The organism is Arthrobacter sp. YD2, assembly GCF_030410475.1.
Taxonomy (GTDB): Bacteria; Actinomycetota; Actinomycetes; order Actinomycetales; family Micrococcaceae; genus Arthrobacter_B; species Arthrobacter_B zhangbolii.
The window spans coordinates 420,312-441,638 of the sequence record NZ_JAUHHB010000002.1 but is presented as its reverse complement, the minus strand read 5'-3'; the positions used below and the strand labels follow the sequence as shown (position 1 = coordinate 441,638).

Genomic DNA, 21,327 nt, shown 5'->3' with positions numbered 1-21,327 from the left:
TTCGGACCCGCACAACGTACTGCTGCGCGGCCGGGCGTTGTTACCATGGGTTACCATCCTCGAGCATCAGGGGAAGCGCCCATGAGCACGCACAGCAACGGCCGCGGCGCCGAACACGTCTCCGCGGAACAATCCCTTCCCGCGGAGCCGGGGGTTCTCGCGACCCCCTGGCTCTATCCCGCGGAAGAGGTCGCGGCAGAGCTCGGCACCGATCCGTCCACGGGACTGGACGGGGATGAGGCCCGGGAGAGATTGGGACGCTACGGACCCAACGAACTGGCCGAGGGCAAAAAGGTGCCGGCGTGGCGGAAAGTCCTCCGGCTGCTTTCGGACCGGCTGACCATCGTCCTCATCATTGCCGCCGTCGTCAGCGCCGTGGTATCCCGGGAATGGGAAACCCCGGTGGTGATTCTCCTGGTGATCATCCTGAATACCACGCTGAACTATGTGCAGGAGCAGCGCGCCGAATCCAGTCTCGAAGCACTGCGGAATGCCGCGGTGGATGCCTGCCGGGTCCTGCGCTCGGGCACGCAGGCCACGGTGGAGCGCACCGCCCTGGTACCCGGGGACATCGTGCTGCTGGAAGCCGGAGACACCGTTCCTGCCGACGGCCGGCTCCTGGAAGCGGTCCGCCTGCAGGTGGCCGAAGCGGCGCTGACGGGGGAGTCCCGGCCCTCCAACAAGGTGGCCGGGGCTCTCTCAGACCCGCAGCTCCCCGTCGCGGACCGCACCAACCTGCTGTACATGGATACCGATGTCACCCGCGGCCGGGCAGTGCTGCTGGTTACCGGCACCGGAATGAACACCCAGATCGGTACCATCGCGGATCTGCTGGGCAGCACTGCCGAGGAAAAAACCACGCTGCAGCGCAGCATCGACCAGCTCGCCCGCGTCCTGACCTACATCGCCCTGGCAGTAGTGACCCTGGTGTTTATCCTGGGGCTGCTGCGCGGGGACAGCTGGCAGGACCTGTTCCTGACTGCCGTGTCCCTGGCAGTTGCCACCATTCCGGAAGGGCTGACCGCCGTCGTCGCCTTCACCCTGGCCATGGGCGCCTCCCGGCTGGCGGCCCGCGGCGCCATCATCAAACAGCTCGCGGCCGTGGAAACCCTCGGCAGCACCTCGCAGATCTGCACCGACAAGACCGGCACCCTGACTCTGAATGAGATGACGGTCCGGCGGCTGTATTCCCCGTCGGGCAGCCGTTTCCGGGTTACCGGATCCGGCTACTCCACCGAAGGCAAGATCCTCAGCCCGGACGGGCGGTCCGTGCCGGCGTTCATCGAGGCGTACCTGGCCATGGCGCTGTGCAACGACGCCTCCGTGGAAGACGGGCGCCTCACCGGTGACCCCACCGAAGGGGCGCTGGTGGTGCTGGCCGAAAAGGGCGGCATTGACGTGGCCGGGGCCCGGGCCACGCACCGGCGCATCGCCGAGGTTCCGTTTGATTCCGACTACAAGTTCATGGCCACGTTCAACCGCGGTGAGTCCGCGGGAGCGCCCGTGCACTGCAACGTTAAGGGTGCACCCGGCGTCGTCCTGGAACGCACGGCATTTGTGATGGGCGCGGACGGGCCGGAGCCGCTGGACGCTCAGGATCGGGCACGCATTTCGGCCGACGTCGACTCGCTTGCCAAGGCGGGACTGCGGACCATGGCGGTGGCCGGACGGGTTCTGGACGCACCGTTGCCGGGAAGCCCGGAGGGGCTGTTTGCGGAGGCGGCGAATCTGGTCCTTTACGCCATTGTCGGAATCCTTGACCCGCCCCGGCAGGAGGCCGGCGAAGCCATCTCCCGGGCCCAGGCCGCCGGTATTGATGTGCACATGATTACCGGAGACCACCTGGTCACCGCCTCGGCGATTGCCAGGGACCTGGGTATTGGTGGCAGGGCCGTGGCCGGTTCGGCACTTGATGCCATGGATGACGAGCAGCTGCAGGCGGAGGCTCCCGGGCTGGGGGTCCTGGCCAGGGTCTCACCCGAGCACAAGATCCGCGTGGTCAAGGCGCTGCAGGCTGACGGTTATGTAGTGGCCATGACCGGCGACGGCGTGAACGACGCACCGGCGCTGAAACGGGCGGACATTGGCATCGCCATGGGCATCACCGGCACCGATGTTTCCAAGGGTGCAGCGAGGATGATCCTCACTGATGACAACTTCGCCACCATCGTGGCGGCCGTCGAGGAAGGCCGGGGCATTTATGACAACATCGTGAAGTTTGTCCGCTTCCAGCTCACCACGGCGTGGGGGTTCGTGCTGATCTTCCTGGCCTCGGCGACCTTCGGCTTTGCCGGCGGGGCCCCGTTCACCGCGCTGCAGATTCTGTGGGTGAACATCATCATGGACGGCCCGCCCGCCCTGGCCCTTGGCGTGGACAAAACGGATCCGGGCGTGATGAACCGTCCGCCCCGGCGGGCAGGGGAACCGCTGCTGACCGGACGGCGGATTGCGGTACTGGCCATGCTGGGCATAGTCATGGCCATCGGCACCTGCGCCGTGCTGGTCAGTGCTCCCCGCCTGTTCCCCGAGAGCGCCGGCAGTGCTAACTTCGCCACCACCATGGCCTTTACAACCTTCGTTTTCTACCAGGTGTTCAATCTGCTCAATGTGCGTTCGGAAACCGGTTCCGTTTTTTCGCTGCTGACCTTCACCAACCGGGCCATCTGGGTTTCGCTGGCGGCAGTGGTGGTTCTGCAGATACTGGTGGTACAGCTGAGCATTTTCGAAGGCTTTTTCGACACGGTGCCGCTGACCTCCGCGCAGTGGTTCCTGTGCATCGCAGTGGGCGCTACCGTGCTGGTGGTTTCGGAAATCGGGAAGGCGGTTCAGCGGCTGGCCACACGGCGCCGGCACACCGGAGCCGGCGGCACCGGCCCCGCGCCCGTCCTACCAGGGTGAGGGCTTGTAGTCCTTGAGGAAGACACCGTACTGGTCTTCACCGTTTTCGCCCATCACAATCGGGTCATAAACCCGTGCCGCGCCGTCCACCAGGTCCAGCGGGGCGTGGAAGCCCTCCTCGGCCAGGCGGACCTTGGTGGGGTGCGGACGCTCGTCGGTAATCCAGCCGGTATCCACCGCCGTCATCAGGATCCCGTCGGTGTCCAGCATTTCCTGGGCACTGGTGCGGGTGAGCATGTTCAGTGCCGCCTTGGCCATGTTGGTGTGCGGATGGCCGGGGCCCTTGTAACGGCGGGAGAACTGTCCCTCCATGGCGGAGACGTTCACAATGTACTTCCGGCGGGCGGAGGACGCCGCCATGGCCGGGCGGAGCCGGTTCACCAGCAGGAACGGGGCGGTGACGTTGCAGAGCTGCACTTCGAGCATTTCCAGCGGATCCACCTGGTCCACCACCTGCGTCCAGCTGTTGATCGGTGCCGTGTCCGGCACCAGGCCGCCGGCGTCGATGGCCGTGCCGGCCTCCATCCGTGCCAACGAGGAGGAGCCCGCGGTCAGCGCCAGGGAGGTGACGGCGTCGGCGGCCAGCACCGGGTGTGCCGCCACGGAACCGGCCAGCGCGGTGGGGTGCGCGTCATAGGTGTGGCCGAAGGTCACCAGCTCGGGCATGGGGCCGTCCGGCAGCGGGGCCAGTTCGGCCTCGGTCAGGGGACGGTAGGCACCGGCGGAACGGCGCACGGTCTGGGCCGCGTTGTTGATCAGGATGTCCAGCGGGCCGGCATCCGAAACCGATTCCGCCAGGGAGATGACCTGGGCCGGATCACGCAGGTCGATGCCGACAATGCGCAGCCGGTGCAGCCAGTCCGCGGAATCCTCCATGGCCGCAAACCGCCGGGCGGCGTCCTTGGGGAAGCGGGTGGTGATGGTGGTGTGTGCCCCGTCGCGCAGCAGCCGCAGGGCAATGTACATGCCGATCTTGGCCCGTCCGCCGGTCAGCAGTGCACGGCGGCCGGTCAGGTCGGTGCGGGCATCCCGCTTGGCATGGCTGAACGCTGCGCATTCGGGGCAAAGCTGGTGGTAGAAGGCGTCCACCACGGTGTACGGCTGCTTGCAGATGTAGCAGTTGCGCGGCTTCAGCAGCGTTCCGGCAGAAGGCCCGTGGGCGGCGCTGGTCAGCTGTGCGCCACGGGTCTCGTCGTCGATCCGGTCTGCCGCACCGGTGGCCGTCAGGGCGACGACGGCGCGGTCCGCCTCTGCGACGGCGCTGCGCTTTTCGTTCTTCCGGTGCTTTTTCACTGACTTGAACATCTTGGCGGTTGCCCGCCGGACCGCGACGTAATCCGGGTTCTCCTCATCCAGGACGTGGATGGAGGCCAGGACGCGCAGGGCGGTCTGGATCTCTTCCGGGCTTAGTTCTTCCGGGCTCAGTTCAGGGGTGCTCATCGGGGCCTTCTGCTCATCGACACCGGCGGATTCACGGCGCGGCGCAACTGGAGTGCGCACTTCGAGGATACCGGAGAAGCGGCACGGCACCCGTATCGGCGGCGGGGGCACGGCGGAATCTCACATCCGCTGCCCCCGCCGCCTGTCAGACCGGCATTATGCCGGGCCTAAACGGTTTCCCGGGGTGCTTCCGCCGGGATCCGCTGGCCCTTGCTGAGCACCGTCAGCCCGGATTCCGTCACCGTGAACCCGCGGCTCAGATCGAGTTCGCGGTCCACGCCAATGGTGGCACCGGCCGGGATCCGCACGTTCTTGTCAATGATGGCCCGGCGGATAACGGCACCCTCACCCACGTGCACCTTATCCATCAGGACAGAGTCGGTGACCTCGGCATTGGCGGAAACGTAGACGTCCTGGGCCAGCACCGAACCGGTGACCGTTCCGCCGGAGATGACCGTCCCGTCGGAGACAATCGAATCGAAGGCCGTCCCTGCCTGCTCCGACGCGCTGCGGACAAACTTGGCGGGCGGGGAGATGCTCTGCCGGGTATAGATGGGCCACTGCAGGTTGTACAGGTTGAACGCCGGCAGCGGGGAAATCAGGTCCATGTTGGCGTCGTAATAGGAGTCCAGGGTGCCGACGTCGCGCCAGTACTGATGGTCGCTTCCGGTAGCCCCGGGGATCACGTTGGTAGTGAAGTCGTACACCGCGGCATCGTTGCGCTCCACGAAGTAGGGAATGATGTCCCCGCCCATGTCGTGCTTGGTGATCAGCCGCTCGGCGTCGGCCTGCAGTGCGGAGACCAGGGCATCGGTGTTGAAGACGTAGTTGCCCATGGAGGCCAGGAAGCTGTCCGGGTCATCGGGCAGGCCGGGCGTGGAATCGGGCTTCTCCACGAACGCACCGATCCGGCCGGGGTTCTCCGGATCGGTTTCGATAACGCCGAACTGGTCCACCAGGTGCATCGGCTGCCGCACCGCGGCAACGCTGACCGAGGCGCCCGAGGCGATGTGTGCCTCCACCATCTGGGAGAAGTCCATCCGGTACACATGGTCGGCACCAATAACAACCACGATGTCCGGCTGGGCATCATCGATCAGGTTCATGGACTGGTAGATCGCGTTGGCGCTGCCGAGGAACCAGCTTTTGCCCACGCGCTGCTGCGCCGGCACGGAAGCCACATAGTTCTGCAGCTGGGTGGACAGCCGCCAGGTCTCGGAAATATGCCGGTCCAGGCTGTGGGATTTGTACTGCGTGAGAACCACTATCTGCAGGTACCCGGAGTTCACCAGGTTCGAAAGTGCGAAGTCGATGAGGCGGTAACGCCCCGCGAAGGGTACCGCGGGTTTTGCCCGGTCTGCCGTCAGGGGCATCAGGCGTTTGCCCTCGCCGCCTGCAAGCACTACTGCCAGGACCTTCTTTGGCGCCATTGTGTTGAACCTCTTCCGGAAGTAAGTCTGCTGACTTCACACTAGATCACAGGTTGCCCGGTGCACTACGTTGGTTTAGTGCGAGTAGATATTGTGTCGAAGGAATTCCCGCCGGAAATCTACGGGGGAGCAGGCGTTCATGTAGCCGAGCTCAGCCGTGTCCTGGCCGGAGAAGTTGATCTCCATGTGCATTGTTTCGGGGCGGAGCGGCCCGAGGATTTCCACGGGGCCACGGTGCGTACCTACCGGGCACCGGCGGAACTGGGGGACGCCAATCCGGCCGTCCAGACCCTGGGTACGGACCTGGAAATCCTGGGCGGGCTGGCCGGCGCGGACCTGGTCCACTCGCACACCTGGTACGCCAATATGGCCGGGCATCTGGGATCGCTGCTGCACGGCATCCCGCACGTACTGAGCGCCCACAGCCTGGAGCCGCTGCGCCCCTGGAAGGCGGAGCAGCTGGGCGGCGGTTATGCGGTGTCCTCATGGGTGGAGAAAACCGCGTACGAGGCAGCCGCAGCCATCATCGCCGTTTCAGAGGGCATGCGCCAGGACATCCTGCGCAGCTACCCGGAGGTGGATCCGGAAAAGGTCAGGGTGGTCCACAACGGCATCGACGTGGAGCAGTGGCAGCCGGACCCCGATCCCGACGGCGTGCGCGCGTTCGGAATCGACCCGGACCGGCCCAGTGTGGTGTTCGTGGGCCGCAACACCCGTCAGAAGGGCGTGCCCTACCTGCTCCGCGCGGCAGCGCTGCTGCCCCCGGACGTACAGCTGGTCCTGTGCCTGGGTGCTGCCGACACACCCGAGCTGGCAGCGGAAACCGCCGTGCTGATCGAGGATCTGCGGCGTACCCGTACCGGTGTTGTGGTTATTGAACGGATGCTGCCGCGCGCTGAACTGATCAGGATCCTCTCCATTGCCACCGTGTTCGCCTGCCCCTCCGTGTATGAACCGCTGGGCATTGTGAACCTTGAGGCCATGGCGTGCGGCACCGCGGTGGTGGCCAGTGCCACCGGCGGGATTCCCGAGGTGGTGGACACCGGCGTGACCGGCCTGCTGGTGCCCATTGAGCAGGTCACCGACGGCACGGGCACTCCGCTGGACCCCGAGGCTTTTGTACGCGACTTTGCCGCGGCGCTGACCACTGTGGTCACCGACCCGGCCATGGCCGAACGGATGGGGGAGGCGGGCCGGCTCCGCGCCACCAGGGAGTTCTCCTGGGAATCCATCGCCGAGGCCACCCTGGCCGTCTACCGCTCGGTACTGCCCTAGGCCCTCCCGGGCACGGCCCCGATACGGCAAAGGCGCCGCCGTCCTGCATATTGCTGCAGTGCGGCGGCGCCTTTGTATTGCCCGTGCGGACGAGGGCGTTCTACTTCTTCTTGCCGGACTTCTTCTTGGCCGCCTTCTCGCGGGCAATCAGGACCTTTTCATCCACCGGTGCGGCACCGCTGGCACGGAGCAGCCGCTGGTATTCAAAGGCCTCATCCTGGCGTGCTTTTTCAGCGCCGGAAGCGATGCTGGCGCGCAGGTGCTCCTGGCCGTATCCGAAGGAGTCCACCAGATCCAGGGCGTGCGGGCGGATCTTGGCCAGCAGGCGGTTGATGTACGGGCCGAGGGTGCGCGCACGCTGGGCCGAGAGGCGCCCGTTCATCAGGTACCAGCCCAGGTTCTTTTCAATCAGGCACAGCCCGAAGAGGTCCCGGACCCAGGTCATGACCTGGCGGGTGCCGGCGTCGTCAATGCGGTCCAGTGCACGGGTGAAACCTTCCCACTGCAGCAGTTCGGCGTGGGCGCGGGCGGCTTCGATAAGGGCGTGCTGGTTCTCGTTGAAGATGGCCGCCCCCTTTTCCTTCGGCAGGCCGCGGGCCGCCTTCAGGGCACCGGCTACCTCCGCCACCATGGTGTTCACCCGGTCAGCGAGCAGATCATGCTGGGCACGGGGATCCCGGAGGGCAATCGCGGACTTCTTCTCCGAACCGGAATCCGCCACGGTCTGGGCGATCCGCCGCAGGCCCGTGCGGTGCACTGTGACATCGGCCGCCTGGCCCACAACGTAGCGTGCCAGCACGCCGAAGTCCGCTCCTGCGAATTCCTTTGCATAGTCGGCCAGCAGACGCTTGGCCACCAGCTGCAGCAGCACCGTATTGTCACCTTCGAAGGTGGCGTAGATATCCAGATCGGCCCGCAGCGCGGTGAACCGGTTCTCCGCCAGGAAGCCCGCACCACCGGTTGCCTCGCGGCATTCCTGCAGGGTTTCCAGGGCGTGCCAGGTGGAGAGGGACTTCAGGGCGGCGGCAAGGGTCTCCAGGTCCTGGCGGTCCTCGTCGGTGTCGTGCGCGCCGGAGAAGACGTCGTCGAACTTCTGCAGCAGCTCGTCGTGCGCGAAGGACGCAGCGAACGTGGTGGCCAGCAGCGGCAGCAGCCGGCGCTGGTGCTGCTGGTAGTCCATCAGCACCTCTTCGCGGATATCCGAGGCGCCATTGAACTGGCGGCGCTCGGTGCCGTACTGGATGGCTGTCTTCAGGGCCAGCTTGCTGGCCGCCACCGCGGCGCCGTCCAGGGACACGCGGCCCTGGACCAGGGTGCCGATCATGGTGAAGAAGCGCCGGCCCGGGCTGGAAATGGCGGAGGTATAAGTGCCGTCCGCTGCCACATCGCCGTACTTGTTGAGCAGGTTGGTCCGGGGAATGCGGACATTGGAGAAGTGCAGCCGGCCGTTGTCGATGCCGTTCAGGCCACCCTTGACGCCGTCATCCTCGCCGCCGACACCGGGCAGGAAGCCGTTGTCGTCGCGGAGTTCAACGTAGAAGGCGTGCACGCCGTGGTCAACGCCCCGGGTGATGAGATGGGCAAACACAACGGCCGCCTTGCCGTTGACCGCGCCGTTGCCGATGTAGTCCTTCCACGCCGCGCGGAACGGTGTGTTGATGATGAACTCTTCCGTTGCGGCGTCGTACTCCGCAGTGGTGGCGATGCTCGCAACATCGGACCCGTGGCCGGTCTCCGTCATGGCGAAGCAACCGGGAATCTCCAGGCTCATGATGCCCGGGAGCCACTTCTCGTGGTGCTCCCGGTTACCCAGGTGCAGCACGGCGGAGCCAAAGAGGCCCCACTGGACGCCTGCCTTGATCTGCAAGGAGGGGTCGGCGGTGACCAGTTCCGCGAAACCGGCAACATTGCCGCCGTGGTTGTCCTCGCCGCCCACGTACTTGGGGAAGGCACGGTGCACGGCACCGGCATCCACCAGGATCTTCAGCTGTCCCATGACCCGTTCGCGGTGCTCGTGGTGGCTCAGCCCGGCCGGGGTATGCAGGGCATCCTCGCCTGCCAGCGCGCGGGCCTGCAGGCGGATATCCGCCCACTTGCCCAGCAGAGCGCGGCTGAGGGAATCGGTGTCCACGACGGCTGCGTCATTGTCGCTGATAGCGGCACTTGCCGGGAGTTGGCGTTCCGTGGTTGAAAGCGTTTGCGTCATTGCGTGTCCTTCGTGGTGGTTGGGGGCGTATCAGAAGAAAGTCGGGGGAGGGGCGAACGCCCCTGGTCATGGCCGATGCCGTCAAACAGCCACGCCGTGAGCTGATCGGTCATCTGCTCTTCCGTGGGCTTGTCGGGGCTGGGCGGTGAAGCGATCCAGCGTTCACCGGCGGCACGGATCATGCCCAGTGCCGCCGAGGGCCAGTACTGGGCGGTGGCGGTGGCCTGCGGAGGAACCTCCCGGCCGGCCAGGTACTGCCGCATTGCGGAATCCATCATGGAAGTGATGGTTTCGAAGAAATGTGACAGCGGTGTTTCCGCCTGCTGCTCCGGTCCGCCCTCGGCAAGACGGCCGGTGACAAACAGGTAGACATTGGGAGAGGTCTCGGCCATCTGGAGGTAAGCGGAGACCATGGCGCGCAGGCCCGAGCGCGGCGAGTCAGCGGTGCGGCCGGCGGCGAGGATCTTGTCCTGCATACGGGCTACCGCCATCTCGCCCATGGCTTGCTGCAGACCGGCCTTATCACCGAAATAGCGGTAGAAGACGGACTTGGATGTCCCTGAGGCTGCCGCAATTTCCTCCATGGACGCGGAGTAGCCCAGGGTATGCACGGCGCCGCGCGCCGTTTTGATCAGGGTACGTCGTCGCTCGGCCCGGTGGGCTTCCCAGCGGAGCGAGCGGCCGTCCCCGGCCGGGGGAGAAGAGGACGGATCCTCCATTGCGTTGTTCACGATACCCAGCGTATCAGGTACGCTGGGTAACAGTAACTACCGTCACACCGAACCGTTCCACCCACCCCCCTGGATTCCAAGGAGAGCGACGACATGGCTGCACAGCCCGAACCCGCCCGCGCCACGCCCGCAAACGGCACCACCGCACCCCGCAAGGCCGTAGTGATCGGCGGCAACCGCATTCCCTTCGCCCGCTCCGGCGGCAAGTACACCTACAGCTCCAACCAGGACATGCTTACTGCTGCCCTCGACGGGCTGATTGCCCGTTTCGGCCTGCAGGGCGAACGGATCGGCGAAGTGGCCGGCGGCGCCGTCCTGAAGCACTCCCGCGATTTCAACCTCACCCGTGAAGCGGTCCTGGGTTCGGCACTGTCGCCGGAAACCCCCGCCTACGACGTGCAGCAGGCCTGCGCCACCGGCTTGGAGACCGTGGTCAGCCTGGCCAACAAGATCAAGCTGGGACAGCTGGAATCCGCCATTGCCGGCGGCGTGGACTCCGCTTCGGATGCCCCCATCGCAGTCAGCGAAGGTCTGCGCCGGGCCCTGCTGGACCTCTCACGTGCACGCACCACCAAGCAGAAGCTCGCCGCCGTCGCGAAGATCCGGCCCAAGGACCTGTCCCCGAACGCCCCGACCACGGGCGAACCGCGCACCGGTCTGTCCATGGGCGAGCACCAGGCACTGACCACGGCGCAGTGGAAGATTACCCGGGAGGCCCAGGACGAACTGGCGTTCAACAGCCACCGGAACATGGCCGCAGCCTATGACCGCGGTTTCTTTGATGATCTGGTGACCCCGTACCGCGGCCTGGCCAAGGACGCCAACCTGCGTCCGGACACCACCATGGAAAAGCTCGCCAAGCTCAAGCCCGTCTTCGGCAAATCCCTGGGCGACGCCGCAACCATGACCGCCGGCAACTCCACCCCGCTGACCGACGGCGCCTCCGTGGTACTGCTTGGCTCCGAAGACTACGCACGCGAACACGACCTGCCGATGCTGGCCAACGTTGTGGACGCCGAAGCCGGTGCCGTGGACTTTGTGCACGGCAAGGACGGGCTGCTGATGGCTCCGGCCTTCGCAGTGCCCCGCCTGCTGGCCCGCAACAACCTCACCTTCGATGACTTCGACTTCTTCGAGATCCATGAGGCCTTCGCCGGCACCGTCCTTTCCACCCTGGCTGCCTGGGAGGACGAGGAGTTCTGCCGCACCCGCCTGGGACTGGATGCACCGCTGGGAAGCATCGACCGCAGCAAACTCAACGTCAACGGCTCCTCACTGGCAGCCGGCCACCCGTTCGCTGCCACCGGCGGCCGCATCGTCGCCTCGCTGGCGAAGATGCTGCATGAGAAGGGTTCGGGCCGCGGCCTGATTTCCATCTGTGCCGCCGGCGGACAGGGCCTCGTCGCGATCCTGGAGGCGCGCTAACCATGACTGATACCTACCTCAAGCTGGTCAACACCGGCATCACCCGGGACCTCTCCAAAAAGCTCGGCCTGCCGCGTCCCGCCATCCTGCGGCGCTTCGATCCGTCGAAGCCGCTGGTCCCCGGCCCCGTGCTGGTACTGGGCAAGGGCGAGAGCGCCGATGACCTGGCCCAGCTGCTGCTGTCCTGGGACCAGGACGTCCGCCGCCACGCGATGCCAAAGGAGAAGCTCGGCGCCATCGTGATTGTGCTCGACGACGCCGCGGCCCCTGCCGATCTGGGCGAGCCGGTGCTGGCTGCCGGTGCTGCCCTGCGCGACCTCGCCCCGGGCGGCCGCGTAGTGACTGTTTCCCGTCCCGCTGCCGAGGCGCAGGACCCTGCCGCAGCAGCAGCGCGGCAGGGCATTGACGGGACCCTGCGCTCCATCGCCCACGAGCTGCGTGGCGGTGCCACTGCCAACGGCATCGTGCTGGCCAACGGGACACAGGCTACTGCTCCCTCGGTGGCCGCCGCCCTGCGTTTCCTGCTGTCGGGCAAGAGTGCCTACGTCAGCGGCCAGTTCGTCACGGTCGGTTCCGATGCGGGAACGTTGCCGGCGGACTGGAATGCGCCGCTGGCAGGCAAGGTGGCGGTGGTGACCGGTGCTGCCCGCGGCATTGGCGCAGCCATTGCCAAGGTCCTGCACCGCGACGGCGCGCAGGTCATTGTGGTGGACGTTCCGGCAGCCGGTGAACAGCTGGCGAAGGTGGCCAACGAAATCGGCGGCACTGCCCTGCAGGTGGACATCACCCGCGAAGACGCCGCTGACCGGATCCTCGCCCACGCCGCCGAGCGCTACGGGCACCTGGACATCGTGATCCACAATGCCGGGATCACCCGCGACAAGCTCCTTGCCAACATGGACGAATCCCGCTGGGGCTCGGTCATCGCAGTGAATATTGCCTCCCAGCTGCGCATGAATGAAACCTTCCTGGCCTCCGACGGTTTCAGCCCGGAGGGCCGGATTGTGTCGCTGGCCTCCACCAGCGGAATCGCCGGCAACCGGGGCCAGACCAACTACGCCGCTTCAAAGGGCGGCGTGATCGGCATGGTCCGGGCCACGGCACCGCTGCTGGCTCCGCGCGGCGGTTCCATCAATGCCGTTGCCCCGGGATTCATTGAGACGGACATGACCGCAGCCATCCCCGCACTGACCCGTCAGGTGGCCCGCCGGCTGTCCAGCCTGCAGCAGGGCGGCCTGCCGGTGGATGTGGCAGAGACGATCGCCTTCCTTGCCTCCGATGCGGCTGCCGGGGTCAACGGCCAGGTGGTCCGGGTGTGCGGCCAGAACATGGTGGGCGCATGAGCACTACCCAGCTCACCGAAATCCCGGCACTGGGCAAGCTGTATGCCGGCGCCGTGGGCAGCGCGGCGAAGTCGCGCCTGTCCCCGGCCAAGGGGACCGGGCTGCTCCCGGCTGACCGGCATGAAGTCCGCGGCGCCGTTGTGGATCTGGCCAAGCTGACCGATTTCCAGCGCCTGGTCCTGCACAGCGCCACGGATTACCTGCCCACCGGATACGTGCACACGTTTGCCTTCCCGGTCGCCATGAGCCTGATGGCCCGGGAGGACTTTCCGCTTCCGCTGCTGGGCATGGTGCACCTGCGCAACGTTGTCCAGCATTTCCGTCCCATCCACTACACCGAACCGCTGACGGTCACCGCCTGGGCGGAAAACCTGGACGGCCACCGTGCCGGCACCCAGGTGGAGCTGGTTGCCGAGGTTACTTCCGATGCCGGTGAGGTCCTGTGGCGCGGCCGCTCGACCTACCTGGCCAAGGGCGTCTTCCTGCCGAAGATCGACAGGCCGGCAGCGGCCGGTCCCCGCCCCGAGTTCATTCCGCCGCTGCCGACGGCGTCGTGGCGCCTCGGGGCGGATGCAGGCCGTAACTATGCCCGGGTCTCGGGGGACTTTAATCCCATCCACCTCAGCCGCCTGTCGGCGAAGGCACTGGGCATGAAGCGGTCCCTGGCCCACGGCATGTACCTGGCCTCCCGGGTGGTGGCCGATGCGGTGCAGACCCACGAGGGGCCCTTCGAATGGAGCATTGACTTCGAGTCGCCGGTGTTCCTGCCCGCCACGGTTGCCGTGGCCATCACCGACGAGGAGCAGGACGCCGGATGGTCCGGTTCCAGCTTCACCGGCTGGAACCCGCGCTCCCAGCGCCGGCACTTCTCCGGGATTGTTGCTCCGCTGGTTTCCGGAGATGCACCTGCCGGCGGGTTCGCCGCCGGCACACGCGCCTGATTCCGGCGCAGTTCCCCGGGTGGGCCTGCCCGGTACCCGAGCCAGTCTCCGGTACCGGGCAGGCCCGTTTAACGTGCCGCGGGACGGCGGGACGGCGGTCCCGTGCAGGCGGGGCGCTGCTAATGTTTTGCTCATGATTGATGCTGCCGCCCTGCTGCTGCGGGCCAAGGAACTGGATGCGGCTGATCCGCTGGCGGGCTACCGGGACCGTTTCCTGCCCGCAGAGGGAGTCCGTGCCTATCTGGACGGTAATTCGCTGGGCCGTCCGCTGCGTGCCACTGCCGAACACCTGCAGGAATTTGTTGCCCGGCAGTGGGGCGGACGGCTGATCCGCGGCTGGGACGAGGAATGGCTGGAGCTGCCCGCCCGCATCGGTGACGAGTTGGGGGAGGTAGCCCTGGGCGCGGCACCCGGCCAGTGCATCGTGGCAGATTCAACCACCGTACTGCTCTACAAACTTGCCCGGGCCGCCGTCGCCGCCCGACCGGACCGCACCGAGATCCTGCTGGACGCGGACAATTTTCCCACCGACCGGTACGTGCTGGAGGGTGTGGCCCGCGAATGCGGCCTGACCCTTCGCTGGGTCAGCGCAGACTATGCCGGCGGCGTGAGCGCCGGGGCGGTTGCCGATGCCGTGGGACCGCAGACCGCGCTGGCTGTCTTCAGCCATGTGGCGTACCGGTCCGGCTACCTGGCCGACGCTGCCGCCATTACCGAAACCGTGCAGCGGGCCGGCGGGCTGGTGCTGTGGGATCTCTGCCACTCCGCGGGGGCGGTTCCGGCAGAGCTTGATACCTGGAACGCGGACTACGCCGTAGGCTGCAGCTACAAATACCTCAACGGCGGTCCCGGTGCGCCGGCCTGGGCCTATGTTGCTGCCCGCCACCAGCCGGATTTCTCCCAGCCGATCCAGGGCTGGCTGGGTTCCCAGGATCCGTTCGGCATGGCCCAGGGCTATGTTCCGGCGGACGGCATCCGCCGTCTGGTGTCCGGCACACCCCCGATCCTGGGCATGCTCGCCATGCAGGACATGATTGCCCTGATCCGCGAAGCCGGCATGGAGGCTGTCCGGGCCAAGTCCGAGGCCCTTACCGCGTATGCCGTAACTGCTGTGGACGCGCTGCTGGCGCCGCACGGCGTCGTGCTTGCCTCACCGCGCGATCCGGAGCGCCGTGGCAGCCATATCACCATTGACGGCCCGGGTTTCAAAGCGGTGACTGCCAGGCTCTGGGAACAGGGGATCATTCCCGACTACCGCAACCCGGACGGTATCCGGTTGGGGCTCTCGCCGCTGTCCACGTCCTTTGAAGAGACGTTTACCGGCGTTGAGGCGGTGCTCTCGGAACTCTAGGCCTGCCCGGCCTTAACCGCGAGCACCGGGCAGCCGGCCTCCAGCAGGACCCGCTGGGCGGTGCTGCCCATCAGCAGTTTCCCAACCGGGGTGCGGGGCCGCAGCCCCAGCACGATCAGCCGCGCGTCATGGCTTTCCGCTGCCTTGAGGATCTCCTCCGCGGAATCGTAGTCGCCTACCGGATGCAGCAGCTGATGGGGCAGCCGTGAGCCCTGCAGCACCGTCTCCAGTGCCTGGAGGTAGTCCCGTGGGGCGGCACTCCGGGCGCCGTGGCTGCTCTCCACATTCACCACCACAAGCCCGGTACCCAGTTCCCTGGCAGCACGGATGCCGGCGCTCAGGGCCGATTCGCCCTCCGGTGTGGGGACGTATCCGACGACGACGCTCATGGTCTCCTTCTTCCTGATGTGTACGGGCCGTGCCTTCGCACCTAATTCAACTCCGTGGGGTCGGTAAACCGGGTCCTGCGTGCCTTGACGGCACGGTTCCAGAACCAGGTCAGCACCCAGAGCACCAGGCCCAGGAGCAGCAGGATCCCGGCGATGCGGTATTCGATGGGATCCTGGGCCCACGGGCCGAGCAGGAAGGCACAGGTCAGGGCGCCGATGAAGGGCATGATGCCGGGGGAGCGGAAGTGCGGCCGGTCCGTTGGCGTCCGGCGAAGCACGATGCACGCAATGTTCACCACCGTGAAGACGGCCAGCAGCAGCAGCGCGGTGGTTCCGCCGAGGGCCGTGACCGTTCCCCGGCCCATGAAGTTGGTGACCACCACAATGAGGCCCACGGCAATCGCCGTCGTAAAAACAATGGCCGCCCACGGCGTCCGCCGTCCGTGCAGTACCAGCGAGAGCCCGCGCGGCAGCACATCCTGCCGCGCCATGCCGTAGAGCAGCCGGCTGGCCATCAGCATGTTGATCAGGGCGGTATTGGCTACGGCAAAGATGGACAGGAACGGATAGATACTGTCCACCGGCAGGTTCGGGGCTCCTGCCCGCACCACTTCCAGCAGCGGTGTTGCGCTTTCGGAGAGCTGGCCCACGGGGACCACGGCCACCGCCGCGATGGACACCAGCAGGTAGACCGTCACGGTGATGCTCAGGCCAGTCAGCATCACTTTCGGGAAGATCCGCACCGGGTCGTGGGTTTCCTCCGCCATGTTCACGCTGTCTTCGAAGCCAACCATGGAGAAGAAAGCCAGGGCGGTGGCGCCCGTGAGCGCAAGGAACACGCTCTTGCCCGCCTCGGTCTCGAACACCACCACGCGGGAGAAGTCCGCATTCCCCTGGCCCATGGCCCAGAAACCAATAACGATCACAATCAGCAGCCCGGTCAGTTCAATGGCCGTCAGGACGATATTGAAGCGCACACTCTCCGCGGCTCCACGCAGGTTAATCGCGGCCAGCAGCAGCATAAAGGCGACCGCTATCCAGGTGACTCCGGTCTGCCCCCATTCCAGCCGGAATCCGACAATGAAGTTTTCGGCCAGGAACTTGGCCGCAGTGGACGCGGAGGTAATACCCGAACAGAGCACAGCGAACGTGACCAGGAAGGTCAGGAAATGTACCCCGAAGGCCTTGTGGGTGTAGAGCGCCGCTCCGGCCGCCTGCGGATACTTGGTGACCAGCTCCAGATACGACAGTGCCGTGATGGTGGCCACTGCGAAGGCCAGCAGAATCGGCGCCCACGCCGCTCCGCCGATCTCACCGGCGACCTGCCCGGTGAGGGCGTACACACCGGTTCCCAGAATGTCACCGACGATGAACAGCAGCAGCAGTTTGGTCCCCATGACCCGCTTGAGCTCGGTCTGACCGGTTTCCGCTTTGATGTCAGCCATGGCTGTCCTCCCGGACGTTCACCGATACCGCATTGGTCGGTATTCTGCGCGGTGCGCGAGGCTAAGGCAATGGCGCCGGGCCACCCGGCTGCCCGGCTGACCCGGGAATCACCCGGACGGCCCCGATCCTGCGCCGGCGTACGCCCAGGACCTCCAGCCGGCACCCCGGTGCAGCGACACTGTCCCCGGGGCGGGCCATGCGGCCAAGCTGTTCAAGGATGTATCCCGCCACCGTCTCGTACTGCCCCTCCGGCAGGCCGATTCCGGTCAGGCGTTCAAACTCCTGAAGGATCAGCGCCCCGTCCACCACCAGCTGGCCCTTTTCCTTCCGGAACCGGTCTTCCGGGTCGCGCCCGGTGTCATATTCGTCGTAAATCTCGCCCACGAGTTCCTCGACCAGATCCTCCAGCGTGACAATGCCGTCCGTTCCGCCGTATTCATCCACCACAACCGCAATATGGCTCTGCTCGGCCCGCATTCGCGACAGCGAGGGCACTACGGTGGCCGTCCCGGGCAGGAACAGCAGCGGGCGGACAATATCCGCGATGGTCCGAGTTTCGCCCCGGCTTCCGCCCGTGGCGTTCGCCCCGCCGTCCCCGTCTCCCCGCAGGAGGTCACGGACGTGGATGAAGCCGATGACGTCATCCGGGGAGTCCCGGATGACGGGGTACCTGGAATACGGCAGCGAATGGACTGCCACCCGTGCCTGGGGCAGTGTCAGGTCCGCCTGCAGGAAACGTACCTCGGGCCGCGGGCGCATCACTTCCTGGAGCAGGCGCTGGCCTGCGCCAAAAACGTCCGAAAGGATCCGCCTGCTGTCCTCCGCCAGGACCGGACTGGCCGCGACCATGTCCCACAGTTCCTGCGAGCTAATGGGCGGGGTTTTGACCCGCGGGTCACCGCCCAGCAGGCGGACTACCGCGTCCGTGGATACGGACAGCGCCTTGATCACTGGGCGCATCACCACGGCAAAGACGTTCAGCGGCGGGGCGAGGATCCTGGTCACCCGCTCCGCGTTCTGCATTGCCAGGCGTTTGGGGACCAGTTCTCCCAGCACCAGGGACAAATAGGCGACGGCGAGGGTGAGCAGGATGAAGGCGGCAGCATCTGCGGCTGCCGGTCCCAGCCCCGCGCCGCGCAGCAGCGGTGCCACGGCCGGGGCCAGTGCCGAGGCGCCGTATGCGGCCGAGAAAAAGCCTGAAAGCGTGACGCCTATCTGGATGGACGAAAGGAAGAGGTTGGGGTTGCGGGCCAACGCCGCGATCTTCTTTCCGCCGGTGCCCGTTGCTTCGATCCGGTTGATCTGGCTCTCGCGCAGGGACACCAGTGCCATTTCGGCACCGGCGAATACTCCGCCAAGGAGGATGAAGAAGACAACCAGCAGGAGGTTAAAGCCAGTACCGCCGTCCATGACTCCGAGCGTACCGGCGCCCGGGCGTACAGGACACGTTCCACCGGAATCCCGGGGACGCGGGCGGCCAGTCCGGCGCGTATGCAGTGCCGTCAGCCGCCGCGGGAAGTAAGACGGGCCGTCACGCGGGGGAGGCCCCGGCACCGCCGGCCCTTCGCCGGCTGATCCTCCGGCGCCGCGACCGGATGGCGGCGTCCTCCGCCGAGAGCAGCGGTTCAAGCTCCGTCCGGTCGCCGGTGACCGGCCGCCACCAGGACAGGGACGGATTCGAGTCCAGCAGGATGGTCCGCACCAGCAGGGTGAGCGGGATGGCCAGGACGGCACCCACCGGTCCGAGCACCACGGCCCAGAACAGGACCGAGATGAAGGTTACCGACTCGCTGAGATTCACCGCGTTGCCCACATACCGGGGCTGCACAATTGACTGGATGACGGCGTTGACGCCGCCGAAAATGATCACCACGGCAACCACCGTCGGCCAGCCCCCGGTGAGGTAGCCGAAAAACAGCGGCGGAATAAGGGCGATGAAGTACCCGATGTTCGGTATAAAGCTGCAGATGAAGGACAGCAGCCCCCACAGCAGTGCCCCGGGAATCTGCAGGATGAGCAGGACCAGCCAGTTGAAAAGCCCCTGGAGCAGCCCCAGGACAGTGGTGGCAACCATGTAGCGGCGCACGCTGCAGGCATAGTCCTTCAGCGCCGTCACCAGGACGGGACGGTGGCCGCCCAGGTGCTCCAGCAGGGCGGGGATCCGGGAACCGTCCACGGCCATCAGGATGAGCAGCGTAAGGATAATGACCAAGGCCCCGACCAGCCCGGTGACGTTGCCCAGCAGACCCCCGATGAATCCGAGCAGCCGTTCGGGGGTCAGGCTCTCACCGGCTGCCTGCACCTGCTCCGGCCCGAAGCCCGCAGCGGTCAGTGCGTCCGCCAGCGACGCCCCGGCCTCTTCCAGCTGCCCGGCGTACTGCGGCAGCAGAGCCGAAAACCGGCCCAAGGCCGCCACCAGCACCGCGGCGAAACCGGCGAGCAGGGCAAAAACGGTGACTATCCCCGTTCCGGTTGCCAGACCACGGGGAACGCCGTGGCCATGCAGCCACTGACTCAGCGGATGGACGCAGAGGGTAAGTACCAGAGCAAGAAAGGCCGGGGTGAAAACATCCCTGACGGCGGCAAGGCCGAAGGCTGCTACGGTCCCTCCCGCCAGAGTGAGCAGGATAACGGCGCTCCGCGGAAGCGCGGACGCCCTGCCGGTACCTTCTGTCTCCGAAGCCACGGGGGCCTCCTTTTGCCTTGACGTAATCAAGGCAACCCGGATTCGGGGCACCGGCGCAACAGATAACAAAAAAGTCCCCCGGGAATCCAAAGATTCCCGGGGGACTTCGCTGTGCGCGGAGGGGGACTTGAACCCCCACCCTCGTTAGAGGACTAGCACCTCAAGCTAGCGCGTCTGCCATTCCGCCACCCGCGCAGAGAGTGGTTTATCTGCCTTGTCTGCAGCGTTTCCGCTGTTTGAAAGCTTCAAAAGCAACGGAAAAAACTCTAACACGCTTTTGGCCGTAACAACGAATCGGCCCAAGCCGGAGGGCGGTTGTGCACTTTCCAAGGTCCAAATGTGACCGTCCGCACCTCCATTCTGGCTAAGCTTGCTGGACAGCTACGAAGGAGAACCCGCATGCCCGATGATGTCCGTCCAGAGTCCGCGTCCGGACACCTCCGCGCCGAAGACGAGGTTGTTGGGATCTGCCGGAACCTGATCCGCTTCGACACCTCCAACTTCGGCGACAATTCCGGCCCGGGGGAACGGGCAGCGGCCGAATACACCGCAGGGCTGATTGAGGAGGCCGGACTCACAGCTGATCTGTTTGAATCAGCCCCCGGCCGCGCTTCGGTGGTCACCCGGATGGAGGGCAGCGACCCGTCCCTGCCGGCACTGGTGGTGCACGGGCATTTGGACGTGGTTCCTGCCCAGAAGCAGGACTGGACTGTTGACCCTTTCAGCGGCGAGGAACGTGACGGCCTGATCTGGGGGCGCGGCGCCGTCGATATGAAGGACATGGACGCGATGATCCTGTCCGTTATGCGCTCCATGGCAGCCACCGGCACCAGGCCCCGCCGCGACATTGTCTTTGCCTTCTTCGCTGACGAAGAGGCGGGCGGGGACTACGGTGCCCGCTGGGCGGTGGAGCACCGCCCGGAACTGTTCGACGGCGCTACGGAGGCCATCTCGGAGGTGGGCGGGTTTTCGGCCACCATCGGCGGACGCCGCACCTATCTGCTGCAGACCGCTGAAAAAGGCATTTCCTGGCTCCGGCTGGTTGCCCACGGCCGCGCAGGTCACGGCTCCCAGATCAACACGGACAATGCCGTCACGCGGCTGGCCCGCGCCGTCTCCACCATCGGCAGCCACCCGTGGCCCATTGAACTGACCGACACCACGCGGGCCTTCCTCGACGGCGTGACGGAGCTGACCGGCGTCGAGTTCGATCCGGACAACCCGGACCGGATCCTGGCTGAACTGGGAACCGTGGCCCGGTTTGTGGGCGCTACCCTGCAGAACACCTCAAATCCCACCGTGCTGAAGGCCGGTTACAAGCACAATGTCATCCCGGGGACCGCCGAGGCCCTGATCGATGCCCGGACCCTCCCGGGCCAGGAAGAGGCAGTGCTTGCCACCATCCGGGAACTCGCCGGCGAGGGAATAGACGTCAGCTATGAACACCGGGACGTTTCACTGGAGGTCCCGTTCAGCGGAAACCTGGTGGATTCGATGATCTCCGCCCTGCATGCAGAGGATCCGGGCGCACCGGTACTGCCGTACACCCTCTCCGGGGGCACGGACAACAAGTCGCTTAGCCGGCTGGGCATCACCGGCTACGGCTTCGCACCGCTGCGCCTGCCGGAGGACCTGGACTTCACCGGCATGTTCCACGGCGTGGATGAACGCGTACCGGTGGACTCACTCAAATTCGGCACGCGGGTACTCTCCCGCCTGCTGCAGGACTACTAGGCCCCCGGGCCAGACCGCCTTCTGCGAAAGGA

At 66.2% G+C, this 21,327-nt stretch carries 15 protein-coding genes and 1 tRNA gene; 7 read left to right on the top strand and 9 right to left on the bottom strand.

Translation table 11 applies throughout. From position 1 onward, the window contains the following. Positions 1–81: 81 nt before the first annotated feature. Positions 82–2,898 (top strand): cation-translocating P-type ATPase, encoded by a 2,817-nt coding sequence (locus tag QWJ37_RS08670; RefSeq protein WP_290245051.1) that lies wholly within the window; start codon positions 82–84, stop codon positions 2,896–2,898. On the opposite strand, the gene QWJ37_RS08665 is transcribed toward QWJ37_RS08670, so the two are convergent. Beyond that, positions 2,887–4,323 carry an SDR family oxidoreductase gene (locus QWJ37_RS08665; protein ID WP_227901982.1) on the bottom strand — a complete coding sequence of 479 codons (1,437 nt, stop codon included), beginning with the start codon at positions 4,321–4,323 and terminating at the stop codon, positions 2,887–2,889. The two genes, QWJ37_RS08670 and QWJ37_RS08665, sit on opposite strands and share 12 nt — an antisense overlap. Positions 4,324–4,505: 182 nt before the next feature. Continuing rightward, entirely contained in the window at positions 4,506–5,768 is a 1,263-nt protein-coding gene (gene glgC / locus QWJ37_RS08660; RefSeq protein ID WP_290245050.1) for a glucose-1-phosphate adenylyltransferase, read from the bottom strand. Positions 5,769–5,846: 78 nt separating this feature from the next. On the opposite strand from glgC, the gene glgA reads away from it, so the two are divergent. Continuing rightward, positions 5,847–7,043, top strand: a complete 1,197-nt coding sequence (gene glgA / locus QWJ37_RS08655; protein WP_290245049.1) for a glycogen synthase — start codon at positions 5,847–5,849, stop codon at positions 7,041–7,043. Between the two features lie 100 nt (positions 7,044–7,143). Here glgA and QWJ37_RS08650 read toward each other — a convergent pair whose 3' ends face one another. Together QWJ37_RS08650 and QWJ37_RS08645 are read right to left on the bottom strand one after the other, a co-directional pair. Next, positions 7,144–9,249, bottom strand: a complete 2,106-nt coding sequence (locus QWJ37_RS08650; RefSeq protein ID WP_227901875.1) for an acyl-CoA dehydrogenase — start codon at positions 9,247–9,249, stop codon at positions 7,144–7,146. Continuing rightward, on the bottom strand, positions 9,246–9,980 hold the full coding sequence (locus QWJ37_RS08645) for a TetR/AcrR family transcriptional regulator (protein WP_227901874.1): 735 nt from the start codon (positions 9,978–9,980) through the stop codon (positions 9,246–9,248). Before QWJ37_RS08645 ends, QWJ37_RS08650 begins: the two co-directional genes overlap by 4 nt. A 93-nt stretch (positions 9,981–10,073) precedes the next feature. Here QWJ37_RS08645 and QWJ37_RS08640 point away from each other — a divergent pair, with 93 nt between their 5' ends. The 4 genes from QWJ37_RS08640 to QWJ37_RS08625 all read left to right on the top strand — a co-directional run bounded on the left by QWJ37_RS08640 (position 10,074) and on the right by QWJ37_RS08625 (position 15,040). After that, positions 10,074–11,405, top strand: coding sequence for an acetyl-CoA C-acetyltransferase (locus tag QWJ37_RS08640; protein ID WP_227901873.1), 1,332 nt, complete (start codon positions 10,074–10,076; stop codon positions 11,403–11,405). Positions 11,406–11,407: 2 nt separating this feature from the next. Further along, a complete protein-coding gene (locus QWJ37_RS08635) occupies positions 11,408–12,748 on the top strand; it encodes a 3-oxoacyl-ACP reductase (RefSeq protein WP_227901872.1) in 1,341 nt (446 codons plus the stop codon). Further along, positions 12,745–13,689: a MaoC/PaaZ C-terminal domain-containing protein gene (locus QWJ37_RS08630; protein WP_290245048.1), complete on the top strand. Its 945-nt coding sequence runs from the start codon at positions 12,745–12,747 to the stop codon at positions 13,687–13,689. Before QWJ37_RS08635 ends, QWJ37_RS08630 begins: the two co-directional genes overlap by 4 nt. A gap of 133 nt (positions 13,690–13,822) precedes the next feature. Then, positions 13,823–15,040 carry an aminotransferase class V-fold PLP-dependent enzyme gene (locus tag QWJ37_RS08625; RefSeq protein WP_227901870.1) on the top strand — a complete coding sequence of 406 codons (1,218 nt, stop codon included), beginning with the start codon at positions 13,823–13,825 and terminating at the stop codon, positions 15,038–15,040. On the opposite strand, the gene QWJ37_RS08620 is transcribed toward QWJ37_RS08625, so the two are convergent. The 5 genes from QWJ37_RS08620 to QWJ37_RS08600 all read right to left on the bottom strand — a co-directional run bounded on the left by QWJ37_RS08620 (position 15,037) and on the right by QWJ37_RS08600 (position 19,756). Then, entirely contained in the window at positions 15,037–15,429 is a 393-nt protein-coding gene (locus tag QWJ37_RS08620) for a universal stress protein (protein WP_227901869.1), read from the bottom strand. The genes QWJ37_RS08625 and QWJ37_RS08620 overlap by 4 nt on opposite strands. Positions 15,430–15,470: 41 nt before the next feature. Then, positions 15,471–16,874: an APC family permease gene (locus tag QWJ37_RS08615; protein WP_227901868.1), complete on the bottom strand. Its 1,404-nt coding sequence runs from the start codon at positions 16,872–16,874 to the stop codon at positions 15,471–15,473. Positions 16,875–16,935: 61 nt separating this feature from the next. After that, positions 16,936–18,285: a hemolysin family protein gene (locus tag QWJ37_RS08610; RefSeq protein ID WP_290245047.1), complete on the bottom strand. Its 1,350-nt coding sequence runs from the start codon at positions 18,283–18,285 to the stop codon at positions 16,936–16,938. Between the two features lie 121 nt (positions 18,286–18,406). Beyond that, on the bottom strand, positions 18,407–19,561 hold the full coding sequence (locus tag QWJ37_RS08605; RefSeq protein ID WP_290245046.1) for an AI-2E family transporter: 1,155 nt from the start codon (positions 19,559–19,561) through the stop codon (positions 18,407–18,409). Positions 19,562–19,673: 112 nt separating this feature from the next. Then, positions 19,674–19,756 (bottom strand) — tRNA-Leu (locus QWJ37_RS08600). 204 nt (positions 19,757–19,960) lie between these two features. Between QWJ37_RS08600 and QWJ37_RS08595 the strand changes: the two genes are divergently transcribed. Then, positions 19,961–21,295, top strand: a complete 1,335-nt coding sequence (locus tag QWJ37_RS08595) for a M20/M25/M40 family metallo-hydrolase (RefSeq protein ID WP_290245045.1) — start codon at positions 19,961–19,963, stop codon at positions 21,293–21,295. Positions 21,296–21,327: the final 32 nt, after the last annotated feature.

Coding starts and splice junctions, on each gene's coding strand:
- QWJ37_RS08670 (WP_290245051.1), top strand. CDS start 82: ATGAGCACGCACAGCAACGGCCGCGGCGCCGAACACGTCTCCGCGGAA.
- glgC (WP_290245050.1), bottom strand. CDS start 5,768: ATGGCGCCAAAGAAGGTCCTGGCAGTAGTGCTTGCAGGCGGCGAGGGC.
- QWJ37_RS08650 (WP_227901875.1), bottom strand. CDS start 9,249: ATGACGCAAACGCTTTCAACCACGGAACGCCAACTCCCGGCAAGTGCC.
- QWJ37_RS08640 (WP_227901873.1), top strand. CDS start 10,074: ATGGCTGCACAGCCCGAACCCGCCCGCGCCACGCCCGCAAACGGCACC.
- QWJ37_RS08635 (WP_227901872.1), top strand. CDS start 11,408: ATGACTGATACCTACCTCAAGCTGGTCAACACCGGCATCACCCGGGAC.
- QWJ37_RS08630 (WP_290245048.1), top strand. CDS start 12,745: ATGAGCACTACCCAGCTCACCGAAATCCCGGCACTGGGCAAGCTGTAT.
- QWJ37_RS08625 (WP_227901870.1), top strand. CDS start 13,823: ATGATTGATGCTGCCGCCCTGCTGCTGCGGGCCAAGGAACTGGATGCG.
- QWJ37_RS08620 (WP_227901869.1), bottom strand. CDS start 15,429: ATGAGCGTCGTCGTCGGATACGTCCCCACACCGGAGGGCGAATCGGCC.
- QWJ37_RS08615 (WP_227901868.1), bottom strand. CDS start 16,874: ATGGCTGACATCAAAGCGGAAACCGGTCAGACCGAGCTCAAGCGGGTC.
- QWJ37_RS08610 (WP_290245047.1), bottom strand. CDS start 18,285: ATGGACGGCGGTACTGGCTTTAACCTCCTGCTGGTTGTCTTCTTCATC.
- QWJ37_RS08595 (WP_290245045.1), top strand. CDS start 19,961: ATGCCCGATGATGTCCGTCCAGAGTCCGCGTCCGGACACCTCCGCGCC.